Genomic DNA, 24,214 nt, shown 5'->3' with positions numbered 1-24,214 from the left:
ATCTAAACAATGAACTGCAAAGCCAAGTATTTAATCTTTTTCATTATTCATTGAAGCCGGGCGGTTACTTGTTTTTGGGAAGTTCCGGTTCCAATCTTAAAGCTACCGAACAGTTTAAGGCTATAGATAATAAACATAAGATATATCAGCAGCGAACCAGCCATACTAAGAGGAATCTGCCGGATATTCCGTTGCAATTCAATAAAAACAGACCCTTCAATACCCGTTCTCGGCAAAAACCTTCCAAGGATAGGGTTAATATAAAAGAACTCCATCAGCAGCTGATAACCCAGCAGTATGGCCCGCCCAGTGTACTTATTAATGACAATGAGGAGGTCCTTCATTCTACAGCGGGAATCCACCAGTACTTCAATTATCCAGAGGGCAAGCCTAGTCAAAAAATATTTGATATGATAATTCCCGAGCTGCGTCATCAGTTGCGTAGTATGTTTTATCAAGCTAAAAAAGAAGAAACCGATCTGCCTATATGCAAGCAAGTACAGGCAGTGTTGAACGGTGAATCACATATGATTGAGATAAATATGCACAGGGTAAAAGAGCAGGGCTCCCCCAACGATCTTATGTGCATCGTGTTTCGAAAAATCAGAGAGATTGAGACTCCCGATGTCAGTGAACCGGTTAAGCGCGAGGATGTCCCCGAAGAGGGAATGGAAATTATTGAAGAGCTTGAAAAAGATCTGATGTTGACCAAAGAGCAACTTCAGATGACCATTGAGGACTATGAATCTTCTATTCAAGAACTGCGATCCTATAACGAAGAGTTGCAGTCGATGAATGAAGAGTTACAGTCTACGACCGAGGAGCTGGAAACCAGCCAGGAAGAACTACAATCGGTCAATGAGGAACTCAAAACGGTTAATAGGGAGCTGGAATCTAAAATCGAGGAACTCCAGGATGCCAACAATGATCTGAAAAACCTGATGGAAGCCAGTGAAGTCACGATCATTTTTGTTAAAGAGGATCTTACCCTTCGGCGTTTTACTTCTAATGCCAGTGAGTTATTTAACCTCACACCTTCTGATGAAGGACGCCCGCTCGAGCACTTTACGCACCGTCTTACCTACAATGCCCTTATTGATGATATCAACGCCGTACTTGAACATAAAAAGAAGATCAGAAATGAGGTGGCCGACAAAAAAGGCAACAGTTATATTTTACGGCTAACACCCTATCGCACTACGGATGGGGAGGATGAAGGTGAGGATGAAGGTGTGGTTATCACGTTCGTTGATATTACAGACCTTAAAGCTGCCGAAGCAAAACTGACCAAAAAAATTGAGCAGAACAAAAAACTGCAGCGCCAGATATTAAAAACAAACCTTAATAAACGATGGAAACTGGGACAATATCTGCATGATGATCTTTCCCAGTCGCTAGTGGGGGCCCTAATGATGTTTAAGCGGCTGAGAAAAGAGATTGAAATTGATGAAAAAGTTTATGGCGGACAGTTTGATGAACTAACAGAACTTCTTGATAAAAGCCTTGATGATGTCCGGGATTTATCTCATGAAATTATCCCTGTGAACATTAAAGAGGGTAGTGTGGTAGAGGCTTTTCGCAAACTCTGTGAGCATATAGAAAAAACGTTTGAGCTGCACTGTACCTTGGAGGGCGTCAGTGTCATGGATAATATAGATGACATTGAAATAGCCACAAACCTGTACAGCGTTGCCAGTGAAGCTGCCAAAAATGCCGCTATACATGGCGGGGCCAATAATGTCAAAATTGCCTTGAATGCCGACGATCAGTTTCTGCATATGACCATTGAGGATGACGGGACAGGATTGGAAGTTTCAGAAGATACAGAAGATGGAATGGGTATCCATATAATGCGCTATCGCATAGAGCTAATTGGGGGCACGTTTGAAATTAAAAACACCTCTAATATAGGAGAAACAGGTACAACAGTTACCTGCAGGATTCCGATAGCAGAATTAGAGAGCAATGCTGAATTAATTTAGCTTTTTCCCAAAAACGGAAAATATATGCTACGTAATATGTTTTTCTGAACGATTCCCAAAAATAGCTTAGTTTCATATTGATAGAGATGATCGGTTGTAAATTACACTCTCACAACGACCGTTAGTGAATTTGATAGTGTAAATCTAACTCTGTCTTAGTTTGGTAAATTAAAAGGTATTATCTTATTTAAATCATGGAAGAGAAAGAGATGACCAATGCTTGGTTGAGTGCCATTGTCGAAGGATCGGATGACGCGATCATAAGCAAAGATCTCAATAGTATTATCACCACCTGGAATAATGGAGCTGAGCGCATGTTCGGTTATACTGCAGAGGAAACCATCGGCCAACCCATTACCATGATTTTCCCGGAGGACCTCATTGATGAAGAGAATGAAATCATTAGTCAAATAAAGCGGGGAGAACAGGTTAAGCATTTCGAAACTAAGCGAATGCGCAAAGACGGATCACTGCTGGATGTTTCGCTGACGATTTCACCTATCAGAGATTCTGAAGGAAATATTGTTGGTGCCTCACATATTGCCCGGGACATTACCAAGCGCAAGGAAGATGAACAGAAACTGGAGGCGATGAATGAAACCCTTGAAGAGCAAGTAAAGGACCGGACAAAAAAGCTGCGCTCTTATCAGCGGGAGCTGAGATATTTGGCCTCGCAGTTGAGCAAAGCCGAAGAACAGGAACGGCAGCGCCTGGCTACTGAGCTGCATGACGGGCTGGGTCAGATGTTGGCCGTCGCTAAAATGAAGACAGACAGACTACAGCTTAGGAATCTGCCAGATCAGCTGTCCAGCGAGATGGAAGAACTGAAGCAAGTAGTAAATGATGCGCTTAAATATAATCAAAACCTCATGTTGGAGCTGAAGCCGCCCCCGGTACTCGATAAAGAGGATGTCACCGAAGCGCTGTACTGGGCGGCTAAACAAATAGAAAAGCAGGGGCTCAATATCGAGATCGAAAATGATGGCCAGCCAAAACGAGTCGATAAAGAATTGAGAACAATACTTCATCAGTCTGTGAGAGAATTGCTGCAGAATGTACTAAAGCATGCCGATACCAATGAGGCCCGGATGACAATGTCTATCGAGCAAGGATTTGTGAAGGTTACCGTTGAGGACAAGGGCAAGGGATTTGATTTGACGGATGACCTAGCCCTGGCTCCTACAAAACATGGTGGATTTGGGTTATTTAATATCAGGGAGCGGATGGATTGGCATGGTGGATCTTTTGAAATTGAATCTGTACCCGGAGAAGGGACAAAAGCTACGCTTTATGCTCCTCATAAAGAGAAAGAAATAAATCCCGAAGAAGAGGAGATAATCCCACCGTTAACTAAAGAGAAGCTTAAGAAGAAACAGCACCGAAAAATCAGAGTATTGCTTGTGGATGATCATAAGATGATGCGCAGGGGACTTCGCCAGTTGATCGAAGAACAGGATGATATGATCGTGGTGGAGGAAGCTTCAACCGGCAAAGAGGCTGTAGGGCTGGCGCGCGAAACCTCCCCCCATATCATTATTATGGATGTGAATATACCTGACATGGATGGAATTGAGGCAACGCAAAAAATCAAAATTGAAATGCCAAACGTTCTAGTCATCGGACTGTCTCTTCACAATAATCCCGAAGTTATCGAGGATATGCGCAGGGCTGGAGCTTCAGATTACCTGACAAAGGACGAAGCATTTGAATCACTTATTGCAGCTATTCGGGCAGAGCTTTCTGCCTCAGAAAGAATTAACCATCACAATAAAGTCAATAGTTAAGAAGGCACAGCCATTAATTGTAATATATAACTCAGACAGAATTTAGTTTACACTACCTAGATTTACACTCTTCTTTTATCTCTACAAAATACTTGACTACTGATTGGCTAGCTTACCTGATGAGGCAGCATGGGATTTTGTAGCCCAGTCGATCCTTGCTCATTCTAAGACAACACCTTCGAAACCCAGACACGGCTAACATCAAATTTACGAGCTATTTCAGCCTGGTTTTTCACCTTTCCAGGCGCCAATAATTCTTGAAAAATTTTACGTTGTTCAGCACGACTTCTTCGTTTCTTTTTCTTTTGTGCTTTTGAATTGACAATTTTTGCGTAAAGTTTTTGGTTCGTATCATTAAAATTTGGATACAAATTTAGCAGCTTTTGGTAGTCAATTTTGTACTTATTTCCTTTAGGACCCCGCCCGGTATTTGAATAATTTTGAAGGCGCCCGGAAAGCCTCTCAACAATCCCTTGACCTGAATCCCGGAAATGCCGACAGCACATTTCTCAAGGATATTTTTCTGACAAATATCAATGCGTTCTATTATCAGATTAATTAGTTTAATGTAGAATTAATTACTGTACAGCAATTAAAATAATTTACTATGGAAAAACACGATAAAGGAATTCATCACATTACCGTGCTTTCCGGAGAAGCTCAGCGAAACGCTGATTTCTATGTAAAAACTCTGGGAATGCGCTTGGTAAAAAAATCGGTCAATCAGGATGACCCGGGTACCTATCACCTGTTTTATGGAAATGCTAAGGGTTCACCAGGCTCCGGTTTAACATTTTTCCCCTGGCCGATGGCACAACAGGGCAAACCCGGACTGGGCGAAGCCGTCACGGTTGCTCTTGCTGTACCTGCTGACTCAATGGATTATTGGGCTGAACATTTTGGAGCAGAAGGAATCGAATTCAAGGGGCCCTATGACCGGTTTGGGCAACAGGCGATCGGCTTTAAGGATCCCGACCGCCTGCAACTGGAGCTTGTATTTGACCAGCAGGCCGGTCAATTGCGGGGCTGGGACAAAGGAACCGTACCACCAAAACACGGCATACGAGGTTTTCGAGGAACCACCCTCCGCTTGAAAGAGTATGCGTCAACAGCCGAAGTGTTGAAAAACGTGTTTGAGTTTGAGGAAACTGACCGGAAGGATAATGCAAGGCATTACACTACCGATGCGCCCATCGGCGGATCGGTTATTATAGAGGAGGCGGAGTCTAAACCCTCGGCAAATGGCCGGGGCACCGTCCACCATGTAGCCTTTCGTGCGGAAGATGATGACGAGCTGGAAACCCTGCGTAAAAAAGTCCTGGAGATGGGACTCAATCCAACGAAAATTATTGACCGGCACTGGTTCCACTCGGTGTATTTCCGTTCACCGGGCGGGGTACTGTTTGAGATAGCAACCGACGGTCCGGGCTACGATGTGGATGAGGATCCCGATAAGCTGGGACAAAAACTTATACTTCCCACCTGGCTTGAACCCAAAAGGGAGATGATCGAAAAACGATTGCCTGATATTAATATATAAATTTTAAAATGATGTCAACTTCAGATAATAATCGAGATATCGAAATTTTGGCTTTTGCAGGCAGTCTCCGAAAGGGGTCCTATAATAAGGCCCTGTTGCGAGCAGCAAAAGAACTTGCTCCCGAATCACTGAACATTCAGATCTTTGATCTGGAAGGTATTCCTCTTTACAATGCGGATGTGGAAGCCCAGGGGGATCCTAAGCGGGTAAGTGAATTTAAAGAAACTATTCGTGAGGCTGAGGGTCTTCTTATTGCAACCCCGGAATATAATCACGGAGTGCCGGGCGTAACCAAAAATGCCATCGACTGGGCTTCACGGCCTGCTAAAAAAGCGCCTTTGAATGAAAAACCCGTGGGAATTCTCGGTGCTTCGCCCGGTATGACGGGATCGGCACGAGGACAAAGCCAGCTGCGACAGGCCTTTGAATTCACTAATTCGTACTGTATGCCACAACCGGAAATACTGGTCTCTCGCGCCCATGAAAAATTCGACGAGGAGGGAGATTTAACGGACGAAGCTACACGCAAGTTCCTGGGTAAATATTTGGATGCGCTGAATGATTGGGTGAATAAATTTACAGGAGAATAACGCCGCAAAACCTGGAGGAGCAGGATGAAAAAAAGGTCATTCTTGGGCTTGCAGAACAAATTAATCTTGATATGGATCAATTTAAGAATAATTTGGACCAGCACACCTTTCGGGAACAGGTTGCTTCGGAGATCAAGGAAGGTATAAGTTATGGTATACAGGGAACACCTGCATTCTTTAACAATGAAAATTTTTATGAAGATGAGTTAAGTTATAAGGTACTACGGGCCGGAGTAGACTATATTTTAATAGAGTAGTGGTATGACTTATGCTATGATAAGTACTAAAATGGACCTTCGCTTTAAGTTAAAGTAAAACTATGGACATACTTTGGGTTGGTGTCGCTTTTATCTGCGGGATGTTGGTTTCCCGTATCAAACTTCCACCGCTGGTAGGCTATTTGGCAGCAGGGGCCGCATTGGGTACGTATGGATATGAAGCTGGAGCCGCACTACACGAAGTGGCGCATCTGGGCGTACTCTTTTTGCTATTCACAGTGGGTCTGCACCTGCGCCTTAAAAATGTTATCCGCTTTGAAGTGCTCGGCACCGGAGGTATTCATTTGCTCATTACAACGGGTATTTTTATTCCCGTTTCTCTGTCGCTGGGATATGACCTTACTTCGTCAGTTATCATCGGGATCGTATTGGGATTCTCGAGTACCGTATTAACGGCCAAAAATCTGGAGCGTCGTGGTGAGCTCGGGGCTTTTCATGGACGTGTGGCTATCGGTATCCTCATTTTGCAGGATATGGTAGCTATTGGCTTGCTCGGCCTGACCAGCGGTACTGCGCCTTCTCCCTGGAGCCTGGCCCTGTTTGGACTCCCGCTTCTTCGACCGGCTATCATAAAAGTGGTGAAGTTAAGTCAGGAAGAGGAGCTCAAGCTGTTGTTTGCCCTCATGCTGGCTATTGGCGGGGGGACGCTCTTTGATGAATTGGGACTTTCCTCGGAACTCGGCGCCCTGGTGGCGGGCATGCTGCTGTCGGGCCACGAGGTGGCTGATGAGCTGAGCGAAAAACTATGGGGACTCAAAGAGGCATTTTTAGTCGGTTTTTTTCTTGAGGTAGGCCTTGCTGGCCTGCCCGAACTGCAAGATTTTTATTTGGTTTTGGCTGCTTTAGCAATACTTCCAATTAAGTCGCTGCTGTTCTTTGGATTGATGCTTGGTTTTAAGCTCCGTGCCCGAACTTCTTTTATTGCAACTATTTCACTGACTTCTTACAGCGAGTTTACGCTGATTGCGGGAAGCGTCGCCGCCTCTGCCGGATTTATACCGCCCGGTGTTGTGGTTGGCTTCGCCCTGCTTACCGCCATTTCGTTTGCTTTGAATGCCCCGCTTTCTATCTGGGAAGATAAGCTTTGGTCGAAATTGGAGTCAAAACTTGTTACCCTTGAACGGGGTGTGCCGCATCCCGACCAGCAGACGATCTCGCTGGGTTCAGCAAACTACTTAATCGTTGGAATGGGCAATGCCGGTCAGGCTGCCTACGACCGGCTTAAGAAACATGAAAAGCATGTAGTGGGACTGGATATAGACCCGGCCCGAATCGAGTACAATCTCGCTGAGGGTCGCCGTGTTATCTATGGTGATATGCAGGATATCGAGCTGTGGGAGAATATAGATCTTACGGATATTTCTTCGGTAATACTGGCCTCGGGAACACCGGAATCCAAGGTTAATGCTACAAAATATCTCCGGGATAACAATTATTTGGGCTCGATCTATGCTCTAACTATGCAGCAGGAAGAACACAATGATTTAGTTCAAGCCGGTGCCAGTGCAGTATGTCTTCCCATCACCCAGGCAGGTGAAAAACTGGCAGAACTTAGTCTTTCAGATGATGACAGTCGCAATGATATTGTTATGGAGACAGTTTAAGTCCTGAATGATTATATTCTGTGAAAAGATTATCACTGTTCGTGGAAATTTCAGTGGTTAAGGCCGTATTATTTAGTAGCACCTCTATTTCAACACATCCTGAAGCGACTCGTCTCTTTCGATTACGGACTTGGCAAACGGGCAGAGCGGAATCACTTTTAAGTCGTTTTTCCGAGCATGATTTACGGCATGTTCAACCAAGGTCTTTCCTATATTTTCGCCTCTCAATTTATCTGATACCTCGGTGTGATCAATAATGATCGTCGGGCAAGGCCTGTACCCTTAGCGAAATTGCCGATATGATGAGTGAAGTGTCCGGCAAGGAAATCACCTATACGGATATACTGGTGCCCGAATTCGAGAATACCCTGGAAGAAATCGGCCTGCCCCAAGAGCAAATTGCCATGAGCGTGATGACGGCCCAAACCTTCGTCAATGGGGCCCTTGATTTTACTTTTGATGATATGAAGAAGTTGCTCGGGCGCCCGCCTACCGGACTTGATACCTTTATCAAGCAATTTATCGAATAATAATCTTCACTCTTATTATATCAGTCCTTATTCAACAGCAAAATGCGGTATTGTTGGCTTCACAAAATCGCTCTCCCTCCATATCCATAGAGTTAGGGAAGTCTGATAACCGTGTAAATGCCCTTTTAGACGGTGCGGTTGCCGGTCAAGGAACACAGCGTGTAACATACTGCGAACGTTGCCCATCAGCGGCGTTGAAGATGACAATAACGGTGGGGACGTATCCGCTTCTTTTTCCTTTGTCTTGCTGAAGTTCAAATTTTTTGACGAGGTCATATGGAAAAGAGGACCCCTATCCCTTAATTACGCTGTTAATCTAATTTCAACCGGGGGCGCGGCCTCTTGGAATGGACTGACAACCACGAGTATCATAGACGGGCTGGACGGGAAGCCCGGGTTAAAGATAACGCATATTAGAAGGTGCCTTATTAACACTTACACACCTTTATCATTTATGAGATTCTTGTAGAAAGAATGAGTCGCCAACTGACTAATATATTACAGCCAAAACACAATCTCTCCTATTGTCCTTGTAAGAAAAATCTTATTAAATAAACAATACAAAAGAGCTTTACAGCTCACTCACCTCCAATTACATATCAAGATGATAACCAATGAATAAGCAAATCAAGGTGATAACCAATGAATAAGCAAAAAAGAGTACAGCAATTATATTCCCGCCGGGGAATAATGGGTTCAGGGATGAATAATTGCTCAAGGTTATGCCACGTTGGGTTCTATGCCATATTAGCGATTGCTATTATGACCTTTTATGGCTGTGAACAGTCTATAAATAATGCTCATGAAGATCCTGTAAATGATAAAGTTCTACCACAAGTTCCCACTGAAATAGCTACAGCAGCAAATGACGGATTGGTTCAGGTGGATATTAGTGGAATAACAGCGACAAACTTTGTTACGGCAGGAACAGGTACTTTTTCCAAGGCTACAGAAACTATTGAGATAGAGATACCTGCTGGTGCAACAATAGAACAAGTTTACCTTTATTGGGCCAGAAGGGGATCTGAGAGCGATCCGGCTCCTTCAGAAATACAAGTGGAGGGAACAATGTATACGGGTAACGTCGTAGGCGGTCCGGTGGATATGGCACCCCCCTTCGAGTCGGAAGCTCCCATTACCCACCGAGTCGATCTTACCGGTGAGGGGATTATAAGTCCCGGAACAAATAATGTTAGTGTGCAGGATGATCCCGAGGATTCAGCTGAAGAACCACTGGGCGCATCTTTACTGGTCTTTTATTCTATGGGCGGAGAAGATTCTGACCTGGTGCTTTATGACGGTGCTGATTTCTTATGGGCTGACGCTACAGCACCGGATGCTGATCAACAAGAAGCTTTGCAAACCGCTGAACCTGTCACTTTCACCTTCGATCCCGCCGGGTCTGACCGGACTGCGGAGCTTACCCTTTTTATAGGGGATGTTGAGATAGCTGATGCCACAGAGAGGCCGAATTCCCTGATAATAACCGTCGGTGACGAATCCCCTATTATATTAGGTTCCGATTCAGGACTGGAGGAAGAGCCTGTATTTCAAGCATTCCAGGGCGCAGAATGGGATAATTTTATTCATTCCATAAACATACCGGCAGGTGTCAGCGAAGTAACGGTAGAACCAATTTCCGGTACGGGTGATAATCCCGCTTCACTGGCCTGGTCGCTGGCGGGTCTGTCTGTTTCCGTTCCAACACAAGGTGGCGGACAAGGATGTACGCCGGGATACTGGAAACAGCCGCATCATTTTGATTCGTGGACATCCTATAAGCCTGACGACAGTATTGAAGATCCCTTTGATGTTCCAGGTTCTTTGAATCTTGCTCGACCAGAGCAGGGAAAAGTCGAAGATCTGACATTGTTGGAAGGACTTGAATTGCGGGGTGGAAAAGTCAACGCTCTTGTACGTCATGCGGTAGCTGCGTTATTGAACGCGTCCAACCCCGATGTTAGCTATGACCTGTCCGTATCTGAAGTAGTTGAAAAATTCAATGAAGCCGTAAGTGGTGGTAATATTAAAGCTACCAAAAATGAATTCGAGTCCTTCAACGAACAGGGCTGTCCATTAAATTAATGAAATGCCTATTGATATTGTTTGTGCCCTTCCGGTAGTTTGCGAAGAAGTGGTTTAAAATCAACTATCAATCCACTTAAAAGCGGGATCGAAGGATCCCGCTTTTTCTTTTTCCTGCAATCAGGTGAATCTATATACTCCACAACAGGGGCAATGAAATCTACATGTATCTTTCCCTATTCAGAAATCTCTCTTATGCTCATTCTGTTGATTCTGCTCTACCATCCATGGCAGTTCCAATTCCATTCAGCGGGAAAAAATAATTAAGAAATCAGGCTTTCGAAGGGATCACTTCCAGCTTTTTGCCAGCAAAGCGCCCTGATTTCCCTTACATAAAGTTCAGTTTTTATACTACACATCGTCCTTTTACTTCTTTCTATAATTAATCACGATAATATATAGTTTGAAGCCATAGTTTAAGCGAATTGGGAGTACTCGAGAGGGCAGATGGATTTCAATGGATGATGGGACATGGAATTTCGAGCACTCATCTATTTCTGGATGTTGGAGTTTGTGACGGCGCCAATATTTTGTAAATGTAGCATTTAGAATAATTACTACTGAAGGAGGCATAGTGACAGACCCGATAGGTTTTGATCATATTATCAGCTCGAATATTCAATTAACAGAGCCGCGGGTACAAAACCTGGCCGATTTGATATTCCATCCCGTGGAACAGCGGAGTGAAAAGGGGGAAGTAATTTTGGGGCATGATAATAAAAAGTTCGTCAGGATATCCCTGCGTAGGTTCCGCTATATCCATTTTCAGTTATACAAACGTTTTCGTGAGAAGAATATCCAGCAGGCGGATACCGTGCTCCTTGCGGGCGTTCCCGGCAGTAACGAGATGTTCCAGGCCATTCTTTTTTCGGCGTTATCTTCTTATGGTGTTCGCGTATTGATGCCGATGTTTATGGAGACGAATGAACTGGACGCCTGGATTACGGGTTCAGAATGCCGGGGAGCGATCATTCCGATGAGTGAAATTCACCAGTTAGATCACCATGAGAAGACTAAAGAGATTGTTAATGAAATCGCCAGAAAGGTTGAAAAGCGTGATCTTTGGGTCTGGGATACTTTCAACTCTTTTGAAATTCGGCACTGGTTGAGTGGCGATCTACCCGGCGACGATTTTCGATTAGATCCGCTTGTCAGCGAGATTATCCAAAAGACTAATCTGGACCAGGAAGCCTTAATCATTACAACCTCTGGATCCACGGGTCGATCCAGGTTGGTTGTCTATCACCAGGGCGCCTTTGTCAAAAGCTGCCTGAGCTGGCAGATGGCCGGGATGCTGGATAAAACCCGCCTTGGCGGGCGGGGCTTTACGCCCCTTTTTACCCATACTATGGGGATCCGAACCTTCTTTAATGCACTGTGGACTGGAAATCCTGTGTGCCTGATCAATACGGAGTGGTTCGAGGAGCACCCGGAGATTGTGAGGTACTTTCTGCTGAAAATGAAACCGGAGCATATTACTGGTGGGCCGGCCGCCTACCAGCTCTTGCTCGAGATGACGAGAAATTTCCCGGAGCTGATTCCGGTTTTTCGAGACAATTTTAAAACGCTGGTATCCAGCGGCGCCCCGTTTGATTCCAAATTGGTGCAAGAGCTCCAATCTATCTTCGAGCTACCGATCCATAATGCGCTTGGTACCACCGAGACTCAACAGGTGACCAATACCCTATTAGACGATCCGAGTATAGATCGTGTAACCGGCCACCTTGGTGGCCCGATACCCGGCGTGACCCTGGGCTTGAAACGAGACAAAAGTGAATATACCTATCAGCTTTTTATCAAGTCCCCCTTCGGATGTTCTGGAATTTTAAGCAACGAGGGGAAAATTTCACAGGATGAGTATTTCTTTTCAGGGGATATCGTCGAATTGAAAAATGGGCAGCTCCTGTATTACGGCCGGGATGACAAAGATTTTTTCAAGGATGGGTTCGGCGTTAAAATACCGATACAGAGTGTACGCGGATATTACCGGGAGCTTGGATCGAACGTCTCCTACATCGACTTTTTCATCCTGCAGGGAGAGCCGGGACTGGCGGCCCTAGTGTTTGTCAAAAAATCATCGTACTCGGCGGGAACAGTAACCGATAAGCAGATCGTATCCTCCATTGGAAACAGGATTGAGGCAATTAATGAGCAGTTATTCAGGGAATTAAGTCCGTTTGAGTTTCGTCATCGTGCGGTACGGCGTTTTACCATCGTAAATGCAGAGCCTCCAACAACGGTAAAGGGGAACATCTCTCAAAATCTGATCCAGAAACGATATGCTTCGTTGATCCAGGCGTTAAGAAAATATTTTGTCTCTGAAGACTGGATACATACTGTCAAAACCCGCCAGGTCCAATTCGATGCTTTCACAGAGCATGCCAATTTCTACGTTGGGCGGTACCTCCGGGATCTTAAAATGGATGTTGTGTATCACAGGGCGAAAAAAGACACGCTATTTACAATAAAGGAAGGCAAAGAGGTTGGGATTCTGGACTTGGTCGGTGGATACGGCGGTAACCTGCTGGGGCACAATCATCCCATGTTGCAAAAGATCTCAAGTGAATTTATGGAACAGAGTGCCGTTTCCATCTCAAACCAGGGAAGTATCCACAATGAAGTGGGCCAGTTGGCCGAGAAGCTGAACAGCATCATGAGGCGGGAAACCGGCAGGAATTTCCGTGTTTGTTTGGGTTCAACCGGAGCAGAAGCCGTGGAGATGGCGCTTCATCATGCCTGCCTGGAGTGGAGAAATAGATTAGAGAAGATGAAACAGCTTCAGTTTCAAAAATTTGGAAATGATGATGAGGGAGTGGTTCGGAAAATATGGGACCAAAATTGGCAAAAAATTGAGTCGGCCCGGCTTAATGTCATCACCTTGAAATCCGCTTTCCACGGGCATTCATCCGGGGCCCGATCCCTTATCGGCAGCTGGGAACAGCGCAGCAAATTTACCAATATGTTGGTCCTGGATTCTTGTTCCATTGACGATAGCGGTCCCGATTGGCGCGATCAGGTAATACGGCATATGGAAGGTGCGCATATTGATCTTATCCTACTCAAGAGGAAAAAAGGCCATCTACAGACCTACGCCCAAAAAGAATCAACCATCATCGCTGCAATAACCGAACCGATTACGGGCGAGGGGGGAGTCCGAGAGGTTAACAGGGAACTGTTAACCTTTCTGGCAAATTTTGAATTTCCACTTATACTGGATGAAATACAGAGCGGGCTCGGTCGATCTGGAAAATTTTTGGCCTCGCAAGGAGTGGCTGGCAATTATTATCTGCTGGGTAAATCACTGGGTGGTGGATTAGAGAAGATTTCTGCCTTATTGGTGGAAAAAAACCGTTACATCGATGAGTTCGGCAAGTATTATACTACTACCTTTGGGAATGGAGAACGGGCGGCGCGTACAGGGCGAGAAACGTTAAAGCTGATCGAAACCCTCGGAGTGCCCGCCCGTGTCCGTCAAAAGGGAGCCCGGATTATGGATCGCCTTGGCGAAGTTACCGCTCAATATCCCGACGTTTTTGAGAACGTTTCCGGTAGTGGGCTGATGCTTGGTATCCAGTTCAGGGACTTTTCAACCCTGGATAATATCTTTCTTCGGCTGATGTATAACCGGGAATTTCTGGGGTATGTATCGGCGTCTTACCTGCTGAATCGCCACAATATCAGGATACTTCCCACACTTTCCGCGCCCAATATGTTGCGTATTGAACCATCGGCATTTATCACGGATGAGGAGATCAACAGGCTGGGTTCAGCATTGGAAAAATTAGCTGGGCTTATCCGAAGCCGGTCGCTGTACGAGCTATTCCTCCATTTTATGGAGGGTGATCCCTTTGATGACCATAAAGGCCATAAGCCTCCGGACGGATGGATTTATCCGGGGTTGGATCCCCCGCAAAAAGGAGCCAGGCAGGTTGTATTTTTGGCCCATTTTACCTCTCCAACCGATGAGCTTCGCATCCTTGAACCAACATTTGCCAACGCTTCCGATACCGGGCTTCGACTCTTGTTTAATCATCTTCAGGTACTGATGCAGATGAGACCATTCACGCTCTTCAGTAAGAATCTTTTTGGAGGCCGCGTCCATTTCCAGATAAAGATTATACCACTGGGTTCAGCCGAGCTGGAGCGTATGCACAGGGAGGGTAAAAAGAGGGAAATTATTGTAAAAATTCAACAAGCAGTGGATGAGGCCGCCCGGGAAGGAGCCAAAATCGTGGCCCTGGGAGGCTACACCTCTATCTTTACGAGCAACGGGATGGCCCTGGTGAAACCGCCAAATACGAAAATTATCACGGGCAATACGTTGACAGCTGCTTCTGGTATCACCCAATTATTGCACGAGATGAAAACCCGGTCAGACTTTAATAGCGAGCAGTGTACGCTGGGTATTGTTGGGGCTGCCGGAAATATCGGACGGGCGATAACGGCCTATTTGGCAAAAAAGGCTCAGTTCTTTAAAAAAATCAACTTGATTGTCCACACTAAGAAACAGCGACAGTGGCTAGAAGATCAACTACAAACGGCGATAAAATATTTACCGCTGATCGAAATTATCTGTCGTACGGATATGGACTATTTGCGGGAGTGCGATGTCATTGTGATCACCACAAATACCAACAAACCGCTGGTCTTTCCACAGCACATCAAGCCCCATTCCCCGGTCCTTATTTCAGACAACTCTGTCCCAAGTGCGGTATCCACGGAGGTCATTGAACTGGATCAGGTTACGGTACTCCCATTTTCTTCGTATCTAAAACTTCCCATGGATCCGGGGTTTCTCATCAGTTCTCATACGCCCCGGGGAGCGGCATTCTGTTGTGCCGTAGAAGCCATGCTTTGCGGGCTGGAAGAGGTTACTGTGCCTCTCAAGGGGCCTGTGGAAGAAGCGTCAATTGAACTTATGGTAGAGCTGGCTGAAAAATGGGGTCTGTTCGGTGAGTTCGGTACCGTAAGAAGTTTTAAAAGCGATGCGTATATCTAATTTTTTATATGATTTTGGGATTGCTCAGGATGACCCGGCAACGGAGCTGAAGGCACTGAATCTCAAACCGGGCGATCGCGTGCTGTGCGTGGCCAGTGCTGGTGAAGTTCCGCTGGAATTGCTGGTCAACAGCGAGGAATCTATTGAAATTGATGCCGCCGATATTTCGGAGCAGCAGCTTTACCTTTCAAATCTTAAGCTGCAGGCCGCTGTGGAACTCAAAAGTGGCGATGCTGCCCGCTTTTTGGGATATCAACGTGCCGATCCATTGAGCAGAAAGCAGTGGTTCGATGAAATAAAAGTTTCTCTTGGGAAGGAGGAAATCCTGTTTTGGATGAACAATCCGGTAATTTTCGAAAAAGGACCCATTCAGTACGGTCGATATGAAACCTATATCGCCCGCTTTGCGCCCTTCGGCCGATGGCTGATGGGAGGCAGTCAAAAGATTATGGGACTGTTTGACTGTACGGAAATTGATCAACAGAAAGTGTATTTCGATGAGGTGTTAAAGACGGGGCTGCTAAAGATTCTTTTCAAACTGATATTCCACCGGCGCCTGTACCGGAACAGGGGGATATCCGATCAGGGACTGATGCACATGGGAGATCAAAATGTTGGGGTGCGGTTCTTTCAAAAATTCAGGGGATTCTGTACCAATACGCTGGCCCGGAATAACTGGTACCTCCAGTTCATGCTGTTTAACCGGGTGATGTTTGAGGAGGCATTGCCCGGCTACCTGCAGCCCCATACTCAAAAGAAATTAAAAGCTGAACACCATCGGTTGAAATTTATAAAAAAATCATACACAGATTGCGTGGAAGAATTTCCGGTCGGTTATTATAGCAAGTTCGCATTTTCAAACATCAGCGACTGGCTGACAGCCAGTGAGATGATGTATCTGATGGATGTGATTGCTGGGCGAGCCGGCCCGAACGCAGTCGGGTTAATACGGTATATCTACTCGTCTGGCCTCACTCCAGAAGCATTGCATGAACGGGTCCAATTGGATTCGGTCACTGGAGAACAGTTATTGCTGGAAGACCGGTTTCCCTTCTACAACCTGCTGCCTGTTAACTTTACCATTACTGCAAGCGACAACGTTTAAAACAACAAGATGACAAATCAATCGTATTATCAGGCAAGGGAGCTGGAAGAGGAATGGAATGAGAAAATGCTCGCTGTCGCACAGGAATCTCCGGTGGAGTCTGGCGGATTTCACATATTGTTTGATCGCTCGCCGGATATATTTACGATCCCCAAATTGACTTCCTACCGGTATCGCTGCGGGGGATTATTTAGGAAAGATGAGATGCTGGGTTACGCCATAGCGACCTTTCAAAAAAGATATATCTACCATCAGCGTCTTGCAAATGTGATGTATGTGGGAAATATGCATGTCAAGGAGGAGGGAAGGGGAGCGGGATTCTTCTACAGGATGTCCAATTTCTTTTTTGGGGGACTAGATCCTGATGTGGAATATTTCTATGCATACATAATGGAGAACAATGAACCGGCCCTGAATCTTGTCAACCGCCGCCATCCCCGATTCCCCGATGCACCTTATGCAAAAAAAGTAGGACTAATTTCCATGGTGAATATCTTGCTCACTATTCCCGTGCGGATGAGCCGGAAGTACACTGTTCGAACAGCCACTTATGACGACATTGATCCGATCGTTGAACTGCTCCAGGAGGAATATTCAATCCGGTTCCTGGCACCGGAAATGAACAGGGATATTTTTCTGAGGAACCTGAAACAGCGACCCAATTTTGGTATAGAGAATTACGCAGTGGCGTTGACAGGCAATCAAATTGTTGGTGTATGTTCTTGCTGGGACATGACTTCTTTTAAGAAAAACAGGGTATTGAAGTATGGCGTCGCGTTTGGGATGATTAGGTTACTGTATAATGCAGGGGCTCCGCTTTTGGGCATCCCATCCCTGCCCAGCCCGGGGGAAGCGTTTCGGGATATTACCATAGCAGAATATGCGGTCAAAGATCGAGAGCCCGCTATCATGGAGGCCTTGTTAAGATATGCTTACAATGAATTCAAACGGCAGGAGTATCATTCGATCATTTTGGGCGCCAGTGTTGACGATCCGCTGTTATCATTTACCAAGAATTTCTATACCAAGCACGTTCGTTCTCATGTAGTGCTGGGGTCGATGCAGTGGGAAAAGCTTGTAGAAAAAGAGAATATACCACTAATCTATGCTGATGCAGTCCAGATATAGTTTTTGATATATCAAAAATTGTAAGATAACTTCTATGCCATAGAAAGATGGCAAACCAATTATTACAACGTGTTAAGAGAAAGCCTCCATTAATCTTTCATTAAGTTAAAAGTCCACCGAGAACCGGAATCAGGAAACAATTACCAGCTTCCGTGTAATTTATTGAATTACATAGGTATATTAAGTTTTTGAGTTGAAGATAACCCTCAAAAAAAGTAAGTTTATTTGCATTAAAACATAAAAAAGGGAAAAGAGGGAGAACAAGTATGTTCAATATCAAATATATCTTACCATATTTATTAGTAGTAACGTTAATATCGGCATGTGATAAAACGCCGCAATCGGCATCGCCGGACGCTAACGAGCCTAATATCAGCCAACAGCAGTCGGCAAGTCATAACGCATCAAGTAAGTCCTTTGATCTTGTAGTCGGACCGAGCGAAAGTATCCAGACAGCTGTCAATCAGGCGAATGCCGGAGACAAGATATTAGTCGACGGGGGCAGCCACGCTGAACAGATCCTGATCAATAAGGATTTAACCCTTGTTGGTCAGAACAACGCTACCATTACACAGCCGCAATCGGTACAATCTTATAACCTGGCAGAAAGTGGCAGTGCCTGGCGGCCGCTCATTTTCGCTAATGGGGGTACGATACAAAATGGCGCTGCCAGCGGCTCTCAAACAATTGATGTGACCGTGCGCGGCTTTATCATTGATGGAGAATCCAGTTCGGAATCTGGTTTAACCGGCGTTCTTTTTCGGAATGTCCAAAGCTCCGGCGGCATAGCCGACGTAACGGTTAAAAACATGGATCTCGAAGGTAGTGGAGCCACGTTCGGGCTTATTGCTTACGGCGACAGCAAAGTGACTTTTGCTAACAACGAAATCAACGGTGTCGAGCGTGGTGGAATCGGTGCGAACGGTGACGGTGGAGCTCATCCCTCCCCGGACGTGATCGTAAAAGATAATGTTATCGTCGGCTCTGGTAATCCCAATAATGCCCCAAATGGGATACAAATCGGCTACGGTGCAAAAGGGAAAGTATCCGGCAACACGATCTCTCAAATCCACTATTCAGGACCCGTCTGGAGCGCATCCGGAATTCTTATTTTTGAGTCTGATAACGTGAAAATTCAGAATAATACGGTCAAAGATGCTGACCGGGCTATTGCAGTCAGTTCATGGGGTTGGTTTTCGGATACTGCTGATGGCAACAGCATAACCAGAAATACGATTGGTGATTCTGATGGCGGTATTGTAGTACAGAGCAAATCCTGGGATAACATCTTAAGCACCATGAATTCAACGGCAAATAACAACACGATTGTCCGTAATACTGTGGAAGGTACCGGGAGCGGAATAGGCATCCACGTCTATGCCGAAGATCTTTCAGACAGTTACGATCCCGCCGTTGGAAATAATAAGATTATTAATAATCAGATAGATAACTTCAATACTGCAATAGAAACCGATGGCAGTGGAGGTAATAAGGTTCAGGCTAATAATCATCCCTTTAGCCCGTAACACCTACACAATAAGGTCGACTTTTACAGCGGCCTTACCATAGAACTCTGATTTATTTCTGTTTTGAAACGGGCCAGTCTTAGCGGACTGGCCTTTTTTGTTTGCTGTAAGTTAAATGCCATACCAAAACCAAGGGGGAAAGGAGGGTGAAAGCCCGGTTCTCTGCTTCTGACTGAATGATGGAGAGGGGGGAGACTAACATCTTCAACCTGTCATTGATTCCCAAATCGGCTGATGGAGTCTTATTCGCATGTAATGAATATCCTATATTCTAAGCATTATACTCAGAAAATCCCTTTTAAAAAGGGGATGCTGAGGGTACCTGCTGAGACACCTGTTTACTGAAAAGACGTATTTGATTCCGTAAAAAGGCGATTGCCCGAAGTTGCATTTTTTCAAGTAATTTCCAGGTTCGCCATCATACCCGCATCTTCGTGTTCAAGATTATGGCAGTGAAAAACATACAAGCCTTTCGGAGCGTCGAATGTCACAATCACGCGAACTCGTTCCCCCGGCATTACGAGGACGGTATCTTTCCAGCCGGTTTCGGTTGGAATAATGTCCCGGTTTCCGGTGCGGCTTAATACTTTAAATTGTACAGCATGAATATGCATGGGATGAGGGACCGCGGAATTATTGATGAATTCCCATATTTCCGTATCTCCCCGGGTTATTTCTTCATCGACTCGAAGCATTTCAAATAAACGACCATTTATGGTGTGGCCCCTCATCATCTCCATATCTACTTCAATACTTCGGATTCGCAGGGCGTCCTCCTGGGAAGGAAAACTGATATCAGAGAGTTGTTGGGGAAGATCTACAGGAGAGGATGAACCGGTCTTGTTGCCTATACGAAATTCCATCAGTGAAAATTCACTGCCTTGCTCCGGTCCCCCCTGTCCCATCATTTGTGACATGTTTCCCATCATTCCACCGTTTGAAGGCACTGAGAAGGACTTGCTGATTAGTTCTGCAGAATTACCGCTGAACCCATTGGAAAAATCCATCAATATATCGGCCCGTTCTCCGGGAGCCAGCAAAAGTTCGGTTGTTTCAACAGGGCGGGGTAAAAGTCCCCCGTCGGATCCAAGCACGGTAAATGAATTCCCGTTGCGCAAAGCAATATTATAAATACGAGCATTTGAACCATTAAGCAACCGCAACCGGTAGGGACGGGGCTGTACTTCGTGATAAGGACTGGGTACTCCATTAACCAAAATATGATCGCCCAGGTAGCCAGTCATCATGCGTTCCGGCATGGAAGGGTCATAGTAGATCGTTCCGGAAGAGTCAATTTTTCGATCCTGAATGACCAGCGGAAGTTCGAATTCCCCGGAGGGCAGGTTCAAGGCTTCCTCTTCATCGTCCGTTACGATAAAAAATCCCGCTAATCCCCGATAAACCTGTGGGCCTGTGATTCTGTGTGGATGCGGATGATACCAATAGGTCCCAGCTCGCTGATTGATCTTAAAATCATAGGAATAGCTTCCTTCCGAAATGACATCCCTGGGGTGTCCGTCCATCTCAGGCGGTACAATCATTCCATGCCAATGGATAATGCTTTCCTCACCAATATTGTTATGGAATTGAACCTGAAATCGCTCTCCTTTTTTTATGCGGATGGTTGGTCCCGGTAAACTTTCATTAAACTGAAGGCCGTCTAATGTGTATTGTTCAGCAATAGTTAGGTTATCTCGAGACGCCCGTAATTGATCGCTGTCCAGGATATCCGGTAATTGCAGGGGATAGCGATAGCTATCCGGTTTATAAGCACCACCATTCGTGCAAGATGTAATAACAGAAGGTGCCAACCAGAAACCAGCACTGGCCCCAGCATATTTCAAGAAGGCCTTTCTATCCATTTTCCGCTATTTGAGCAATTCCTGTTTTCGCTTATTGAACTCCTCTTCATCAATTTCGCCATTGGCATACCGTCGTTCGAGTATGTCCATTGGTGTTTCTTTACTCCGATTGTTTTGTTTAGCCCTTATCAGGGCTCGAATGGCAAATACGACCAGTACTATGATTAAAAACCACCAGAAGAACATCATCCATCCACCTCCAAAGAAATTGAAATCATGCATAAAACCCTTGTTTTTATGTTAATTTGTATTGTTTTTATCGTCAAAGCAACAGAATAAACCGCTAAAACCACATGCGAACGCCTCCGAGCAGACTCAGGTTGCTAACATGTCCGCCCCTAGCGCGCGCCATATCGGCGGTTTCGCCCAGCTTGCGCTCCCAGTTGATCCCGATGTAGGGCGCAAATTCCCGCTGCAATTCATAGCGAAGCCGGAAGCCGAGTCCGACGTCGTTAACTCCGGATCCGACGCCCCACTCGGGGACCTCCTGGACGGCAATGCTGGTTTCGAAGATCGGCTGGCCGATCAGTCGCTGGGTAAACAGCAGGTCATATTCAGCTTCCAGAGAGGCCGAAATATCGCCGTCTTCACTTATGAACATACCGCCGTCGACATGAAAGAAGTAAGGGGCCATGCCCTGAAGTCCCAGTACCGCAAGGGCGCGTGAGTTGTTTCCGTTTCCTTCATAAGCAAGGTCATACCGGACGCCGGTCTGCACATCGAAATAGGGGCCGATGGCCCGGCTATACAAGCCCTGGAATTCCATTTCGGCTTCGTTTTCGGTAGTCAGCGCTTCTCCGTGTGACTTAAACCAGAATTTATTCAGGTCCTTGCCCGCGTAGCCCTGCACTTCCCACATCAGGGGATTGACGCCGTTCACGCTGCGGTATTCCAGCTTTTCAGCGATCAGATAGACGTAGGTTTTATTGTCCATCATCAGGTCGTTGCTGAACTCGGGAGCCTTTTGAGCAAGTGCCGGGCTACCGGCTATTACAATGAGAGCAAAAGCAGTGAGAATGAATGTTGACGCGTGTTTAATCAAAGTCATGTTCTTGCAAATTTGTATGTCTGGTAAAATTCGTTCGTAAAAAGTTCGTTGGATTCCATTTATGAATAATCCTGTCCATAAATGCTGCCCTCTTCATCGGCCACCTGTACTACACGGAACATGCCCCGCTCCATGTGATAAAGGATGTGGCAGTGGAAGGCCCAGCGCCCTTTGTCGCGCGGCGTTACGAGGGCCGAAATCCGCTGGGCCGGCTGTACGAGCAGGGTATGCTGCCGGGGGTTGTGCTGCCCGTTTCCGTTTTCCAGCTCCATCCACATACCGTGCAGGTGAATGGGATGTTCCATCATCGTGTCGTTAACCAGCGTCAGCCGCAGCCGCTCGTTGTGTGTAAACTCGATAGGACCGTCCACCTCGTGAAACTGCTCGCCGTCGAACGACCACATGTAGCGCTCCATATTGCCGGTCAGGTGCAATTCCACTTCCCGCTGGGCATCGCGGGTATCCCGATTGGGACGCAGACTCCTGAGATCGTTGTACACCAGCACTTTTCGCCGGTCATTACCCAGGCCTATGCCCGGCTCATCCAGCCGGTCGAACTGATTTTGGGCAATGGCTGCCGAACCGGGACCGTGTTTGTCGGGACCATGCTTGACGGGTTTCTTACCATTGCCGGGCATGGGCATCTCATCGTGATCCATGTCGCCGTGATCCATATCTCCATGGTCCATGCCTTCCATGTCATCATCTTCCATATCCATACTGTCCATGTCCATTGCCATACCCATATCTCTCATACTGCGTTTGGGACGCGGCCGAGGCTTTGGAACCTCTGCAGACATGCCTTCGCGCGGGGCCAGCGTGCCGCGCGCATAGCCGCCGCGGTCCAGGGATTCCGCAAAAATGGTGTAGGGCATCTCCTCTTTGGGCTCAACGACAACATCATAGGTTTCGGCAATACCGATGCGGAATTCATCAACAGGGACCGGCTCCACATTTTGACCATCGGCTTGTACGACCGTCATCTCCAGGCCGGGAATGCGAACGTCAAAAGCAGTGGTACCCGCCGAGGCGTTGATAAATCGCAGCCGCACTTTTTCACCTTTCTTGAACAAGGCATTCCAGTTGGAGTCCGGTCCGCGACCGTTCATAAGGTAGGTATAGGTGGCACCGGTGACGTCCACCAGATCGGTCGCGCTCATGCGCATTTTCCCGAATGAGAGATAATCTTTTACGGCATCACCGAAGCCGTCTTTCTTTACATCATCAAAAAATTCTCCCAGCGTTCGTTTCTGGTAATTATAGTACCCTTCCTGTTTAACGTTGTGTGCCAATACATTATAGGGATCTTCAAACGTCCAGTCAGAGAGCACCACCGGGTACTCGCGATCGTATTTGACCGGATCTTCCCCGGCCGGGTCAACGATCATGGGGCCGTAATGGCCGAGCTGTTCCTGCAGGCCCGAATGGCTGTGGTACCAGTAGGTGCCGCTTTGCCGCACCGGATAGCGATATTCAAAGGTTTCGCCGGGTGCAATACCGTCAAAACTTACCCCGGGAACCCCATCCATTTGAAAGGGCAGCAGGATACCGTGCCAGTGAATAGAGGTTGTTTCGTCCAGTTCATTGGTTACCCGTAACATTACGTCTTGCCCTTCTTTCAGGCGAATGAGGGGGCCGGGTACGGTGCCATTCATTCCAATGGCCTGTCCTTGTTTTCCATCTATCATATGTGGCATTTTACCAATGGTAAGATCAATTATATTGTCAGGCCCCTTCGGCCGAAGCACTTCCCGTTGATTAAATCCTGCAAGTGCATAGGTCGGCAGAATCGAACTTACTCCTGCCACGGCCGCTATGGATGCGGTATATCGTAGAAAACGGCGGCGTGTTATATTGTTATTATCCTCACTCATAACGGTGTTTTGCGTTGTCTTCAATTTGTGTAAAGGATTGGTTTGAATTCGAAATAGAACAGAAAGATAACAGGGAAACCTTAAATTAAGCTTAAAGCATTAATGACCAGAGTCTGTTATCTTAGGTTTGTTATTAAGGAATGCATACTGATAATCTCTTTTTATGTGGATATTTTTAGTAGAAGATGAAAAGCAGCTTGCCAGTTCCCTTAAACGGGGACTGGAAGAGGAAGGTCATGTGGTGGAAATGATGCATGATGGGGAAGAGGCCGAGCTACA

Annotated in this window: 18 protein-coding genes; 13 read left to right on the top strand and 5 right to left on the bottom strand. The window is 46.2% G+C overall.

The annotated features are described in order from the left end of the window. Nucleotides 1-527: 527 nt before the first annotated feature. From ACESLU_RS02810 to ACESLU_RS02780, 7 genes are all read left to right on the top strand, one after another. A complete protein-coding gene (locus ACESLU_RS02810; RefSeq protein WP_372634807.1) occupies nucleotides 528-1,982 on the top strand; it encodes a PAS domain-containing protein in 1,455 nt (484 codons plus the stop codon). 194 nt (nucleotides 1,983-2,176) lie between these two features. Further along, nucleotides 2,177-3,766, top strand: a complete 1,590-nt coding sequence (locus ACESLU_RS02805) for a PAS domain S-box protein (RefSeq protein WP_372634804.1) — start codon at nucleotides 2,177-2,179, stop codon at nucleotides 3,764-3,766. Between the two features lie 430 nt (nucleotides 3,767-4,196). Then, nucleotides 4,197-4,328, top strand: a complete 132-nt coding sequence (locus ACESLU_RS02800) for a hypothetical protein (protein ID WP_372634802.1) — start codon at nucleotides 4,197-4,199, stop codon at nucleotides 4,326-4,328. Nucleotides 4,329-4,373: 45 nt separating this feature from the next. Beyond that, nucleotides 4,374-5,306, top strand: coding sequence for a ring-cleaving dioxygenase (locus tag ACESLU_RS02795; RefSeq protein WP_372634800.1), 933 nt, complete (start codon nucleotides 4,374-4,376; stop codon nucleotides 5,304-5,306). 8 nt (nucleotides 5,307-5,314) lie between these two features. Next, nucleotides 5,315-5,896 (top strand): NADPH-dependent FMN reductase, encoded by a 582-nt coding sequence (locus tag ACESLU_RS02790; RefSeq protein ID WP_372634798.1) that lies wholly within the window; start codon nucleotides 5,315-5,317, stop codon nucleotides 5,894-5,896. Then, on the top strand, nucleotides 5,881-6,153 hold the full coding sequence (locus ACESLU_RS02785) for a DsbA family protein (protein ID WP_372634815.1): 273 nt from the start codon (nucleotides 5,881-5,883) through the stop codon (nucleotides 6,151-6,153). The genes ACESLU_RS02790 and ACESLU_RS02785 overlap by 16 nt, the downstream gene beginning before the upstream one ends. Nucleotides 6,154-6,215: 62 nt before the next feature. Next, nucleotides 6,216-7,778, top strand: coding sequence for a cation:proton antiporter (locus ACESLU_RS02780; protein WP_372634796.1), 1,563 nt, complete (start codon nucleotides 6,216-6,218; stop codon nucleotides 7,776-7,778). A gap of 84 nt (nucleotides 7,779-7,862) precedes the next feature. Here ACESLU_RS02780 and ACESLU_RS02775 read toward each other — a convergent pair whose 3' ends face one another. Continuing rightward, nucleotides 7,863-8,033 (bottom strand): GNAT family N-acetyltransferase, encoded by a 171-nt coding sequence (locus tag ACESLU_RS02775; protein WP_372634812.1) that lies wholly within the window; start codon nucleotides 8,031-8,033, stop codon nucleotides 7,863-7,865. A gap of 44 nt (nucleotides 8,034-8,077) precedes the next feature. Between ACESLU_RS02775 and ACESLU_RS02770 the strand changes: the two genes are divergently transcribed. The 6 genes from ACESLU_RS02770 (at nucleotide 8,078) to ACESLU_RS02745 (ending at nucleotide 19,151) form a co-directional block, all read left to right on the top strand. Further along, on the top strand, nucleotides 8,078-8,308 hold the full coding sequence (locus tag ACESLU_RS02770; RefSeq protein WP_372634795.1) for a hypothetical protein: 231 nt from the start codon (nucleotides 8,078-8,080) through the stop codon (nucleotides 8,306-8,308). A gap of 642 nt (nucleotides 8,309-8,950) precedes the next feature. Further along, the gene (locus ACESLU_RS02765; RefSeq protein WP_372634792.1) at nucleotides 8,951-10,393 is read left to right on the top strand and encodes a hypothetical protein; all 1,443 of its coding nucleotides are present in this window, start codon (nucleotides 8,951-8,953) and stop codon (nucleotides 10,391-10,393) included. 574 nt (nucleotides 10,394-10,967) lie between these two features. Continuing rightward, a complete protein-coding gene (locus ACESLU_RS02760) occupies nucleotides 10,968-15,392 on the top strand; it encodes an aminotransferase class III-fold pyridoxal phosphate-dependent enzyme (RefSeq protein WP_372634789.1) in 4,425 nt (1,474 codons plus the stop codon). After that, nucleotides 15,379-16,497, top strand: coding sequence for a DUF3419 family protein (locus tag ACESLU_RS02755; protein WP_372634786.1), 1,119 nt, complete (start codon nucleotides 15,379-15,381; stop codon nucleotides 16,495-16,497). Before ACESLU_RS02760 ends, ACESLU_RS02755 begins: the two co-directional genes overlap by 14 nt. Before the next feature lie 9 nt (nucleotides 16,498-16,506). Then, on the top strand, nucleotides 16,507-17,625 hold the full coding sequence (locus ACESLU_RS02750) for a hypothetical protein (RefSeq protein ID WP_372634782.1): 1,119 nt from the start codon (nucleotides 16,507-16,509) through the stop codon (nucleotides 17,623-17,625). A gap of 266 nt (nucleotides 17,626-17,891) precedes the next feature. Continuing rightward, on the top strand, nucleotides 17,892-19,151 hold the full coding sequence (locus tag ACESLU_RS02745) for a nitrous oxide reductase family maturation protein NosD (protein WP_372634780.1): 1,260 nt from the start codon (nucleotides 17,892-17,894) through the stop codon (nucleotides 19,149-19,151). Between the two features lie 395 nt (nucleotides 19,152-19,546). Here ACESLU_RS02745 and ACESLU_RS02740 read toward each other — a convergent pair whose 3' ends face one another. From ACESLU_RS02740 to ACESLU_RS02725, 4 genes are all read right to left on the bottom strand, one after another. After that, nucleotides 19,547-21,013, bottom strand: a complete 1,467-nt coding sequence (locus ACESLU_RS02740) for a multicopper oxidase family protein (protein ID WP_372634776.1) — start codon at nucleotides 21,011-21,013, stop codon at nucleotides 19,547-19,549. A 6-nt stretch (nucleotides 21,014-21,019) separates the two neighbouring features. Further along, complete coding sequence (locus ACESLU_RS02735; protein ID WP_372634773.1) at nucleotides 21,020-21,235, bottom strand: SHOCT domain-containing protein; 216 nt, start codon at nucleotides 21,233-21,235, stop codon at nucleotides 21,020-21,022. 61 nt (nucleotides 21,236-21,296) lie between these two features. Then, nucleotides 21,297-22,061, bottom strand: a complete 765-nt coding sequence (locus tag ACESLU_RS02730; RefSeq protein ID WP_372634770.1) for a copper resistance protein B — start codon at nucleotides 22,059-22,061, stop codon at nucleotides 21,297-21,299. A 59-nt stretch (nucleotides 22,062-22,120) separates the two neighbouring features. Next, nucleotides 22,121-23,935 carry a copper resistance system multicopper oxidase gene (locus tag ACESLU_RS02725; protein ID WP_372634809.1) on the bottom strand — a complete coding sequence of 605 codons (1,815 nt, stop codon included), beginning with the start codon at nucleotides 23,933-23,935 and terminating at the stop codon, nucleotides 22,121-22,123. Between the last annotated feature and the right edge of the window lie 279 nt (nucleotides 23,936-24,214).

Origin of the sequence: Fodinibius sp., assembly GCF_041642155.1 — a bacterium.
GTDB lineage: Bacteria > Bacteroidota > Rhodothermia > Balneolales > Balneolaceae > Fodinibius.
This window is presented reverse-complemented; position numbering and strand designations above follow the sequence as displayed.

What these genes read in the sequence shown, in the direction of transcription:
- ACESLU_RS02810 (WP_372634807.1), top strand. Translation starts at nt 528, where the DNA reads ATGATTGAGATAAATATGCACAGGGTAAAAGAGCAGGGCTCCCCCAAC.
- ACESLU_RS02805 (WP_372634804.1), top strand. Translation starts at nt 2,177, where the DNA reads ATGGAAGAGAAAGAGATGACCAATGCTTGGTTGAGTGCCATTGTCGAA.
- ACESLU_RS02795 (WP_372634800.1), top strand. Translation starts at nt 4,374, where the DNA reads ATGGAAAAACACGATAAAGGAATTCATCACATTACCGTGCTTTCCGGA.
- ACESLU_RS02790 (WP_372634798.1), top strand. Translation starts at nt 5,315, where the DNA reads ATGATGTCAACTTCAGATAATAATCGAGATATCGAAATTTTGGCTTTT.
- ACESLU_RS02780 (WP_372634796.1), top strand. Translation starts at nt 6,216, where the DNA reads ATGGACATACTTTGGGTTGGTGTCGCTTTTATCTGCGGGATGTTGGTT.
- ACESLU_RS02770 (WP_372634795.1), top strand. Translation starts at nt 8,078, where the DNA reads ATGATGAGTGAAGTGTCCGGCAAGGAAATCACCTATACGGATATACTG.
- ACESLU_RS02765 (WP_372634792.1), top strand. Translation starts at nt 8,951, where the DNA reads ATGAATAAGCAAAAAAGAGTACAGCAATTATATTCCCGCCGGGGAATA.
- ACESLU_RS02755 (WP_372634786.1), top strand. Translation starts at nt 15,379, where the DNA reads ATGCGTATATCTAATTTTTTATATGATTTTGGGATTGCTCAGGATGAC.
- ACESLU_RS02750 (WP_372634782.1), top strand. Translation starts at nt 16,507, where the DNA reads ATGACAAATCAATCGTATTATCAGGCAAGGGAGCTGGAAGAGGAATGG.
- ACESLU_RS02745 (WP_372634780.1), top strand. Translation starts at nt 17,892, where the DNA reads ATGTTCAATATCAAATATATCTTACCATATTTATTAGTAGTAACGTTA.
- ACESLU_RS02740 (WP_372634776.1), bottom strand. Translation starts at nt 21,013, where the DNA reads ATGGATAGAAAGGCCTTCTTGAAATATGCTGGGGCCAGTGCTGGTTTC.
- ACESLU_RS02735 (WP_372634773.1), bottom strand. Translation starts at nt 21,235, where the DNA reads ATGCATGATTTCAATTTCTTTGGAGGTGGATGGATGATGTTCTTCTGG.
- ACESLU_RS02730 (WP_372634770.1), bottom strand. Translation starts at nt 22,061, where the DNA reads ATGACTTTGATTAAACACGCGTCAACATTCATTCTCACTGCTTTTGCT.
- ACESLU_RS02725 (WP_372634809.1), bottom strand. Translation starts at nt 23,935, where the DNA reads ATGAGTGAGGATAATAACAATATAACACGCCGCCGTTTTCTACGATAT.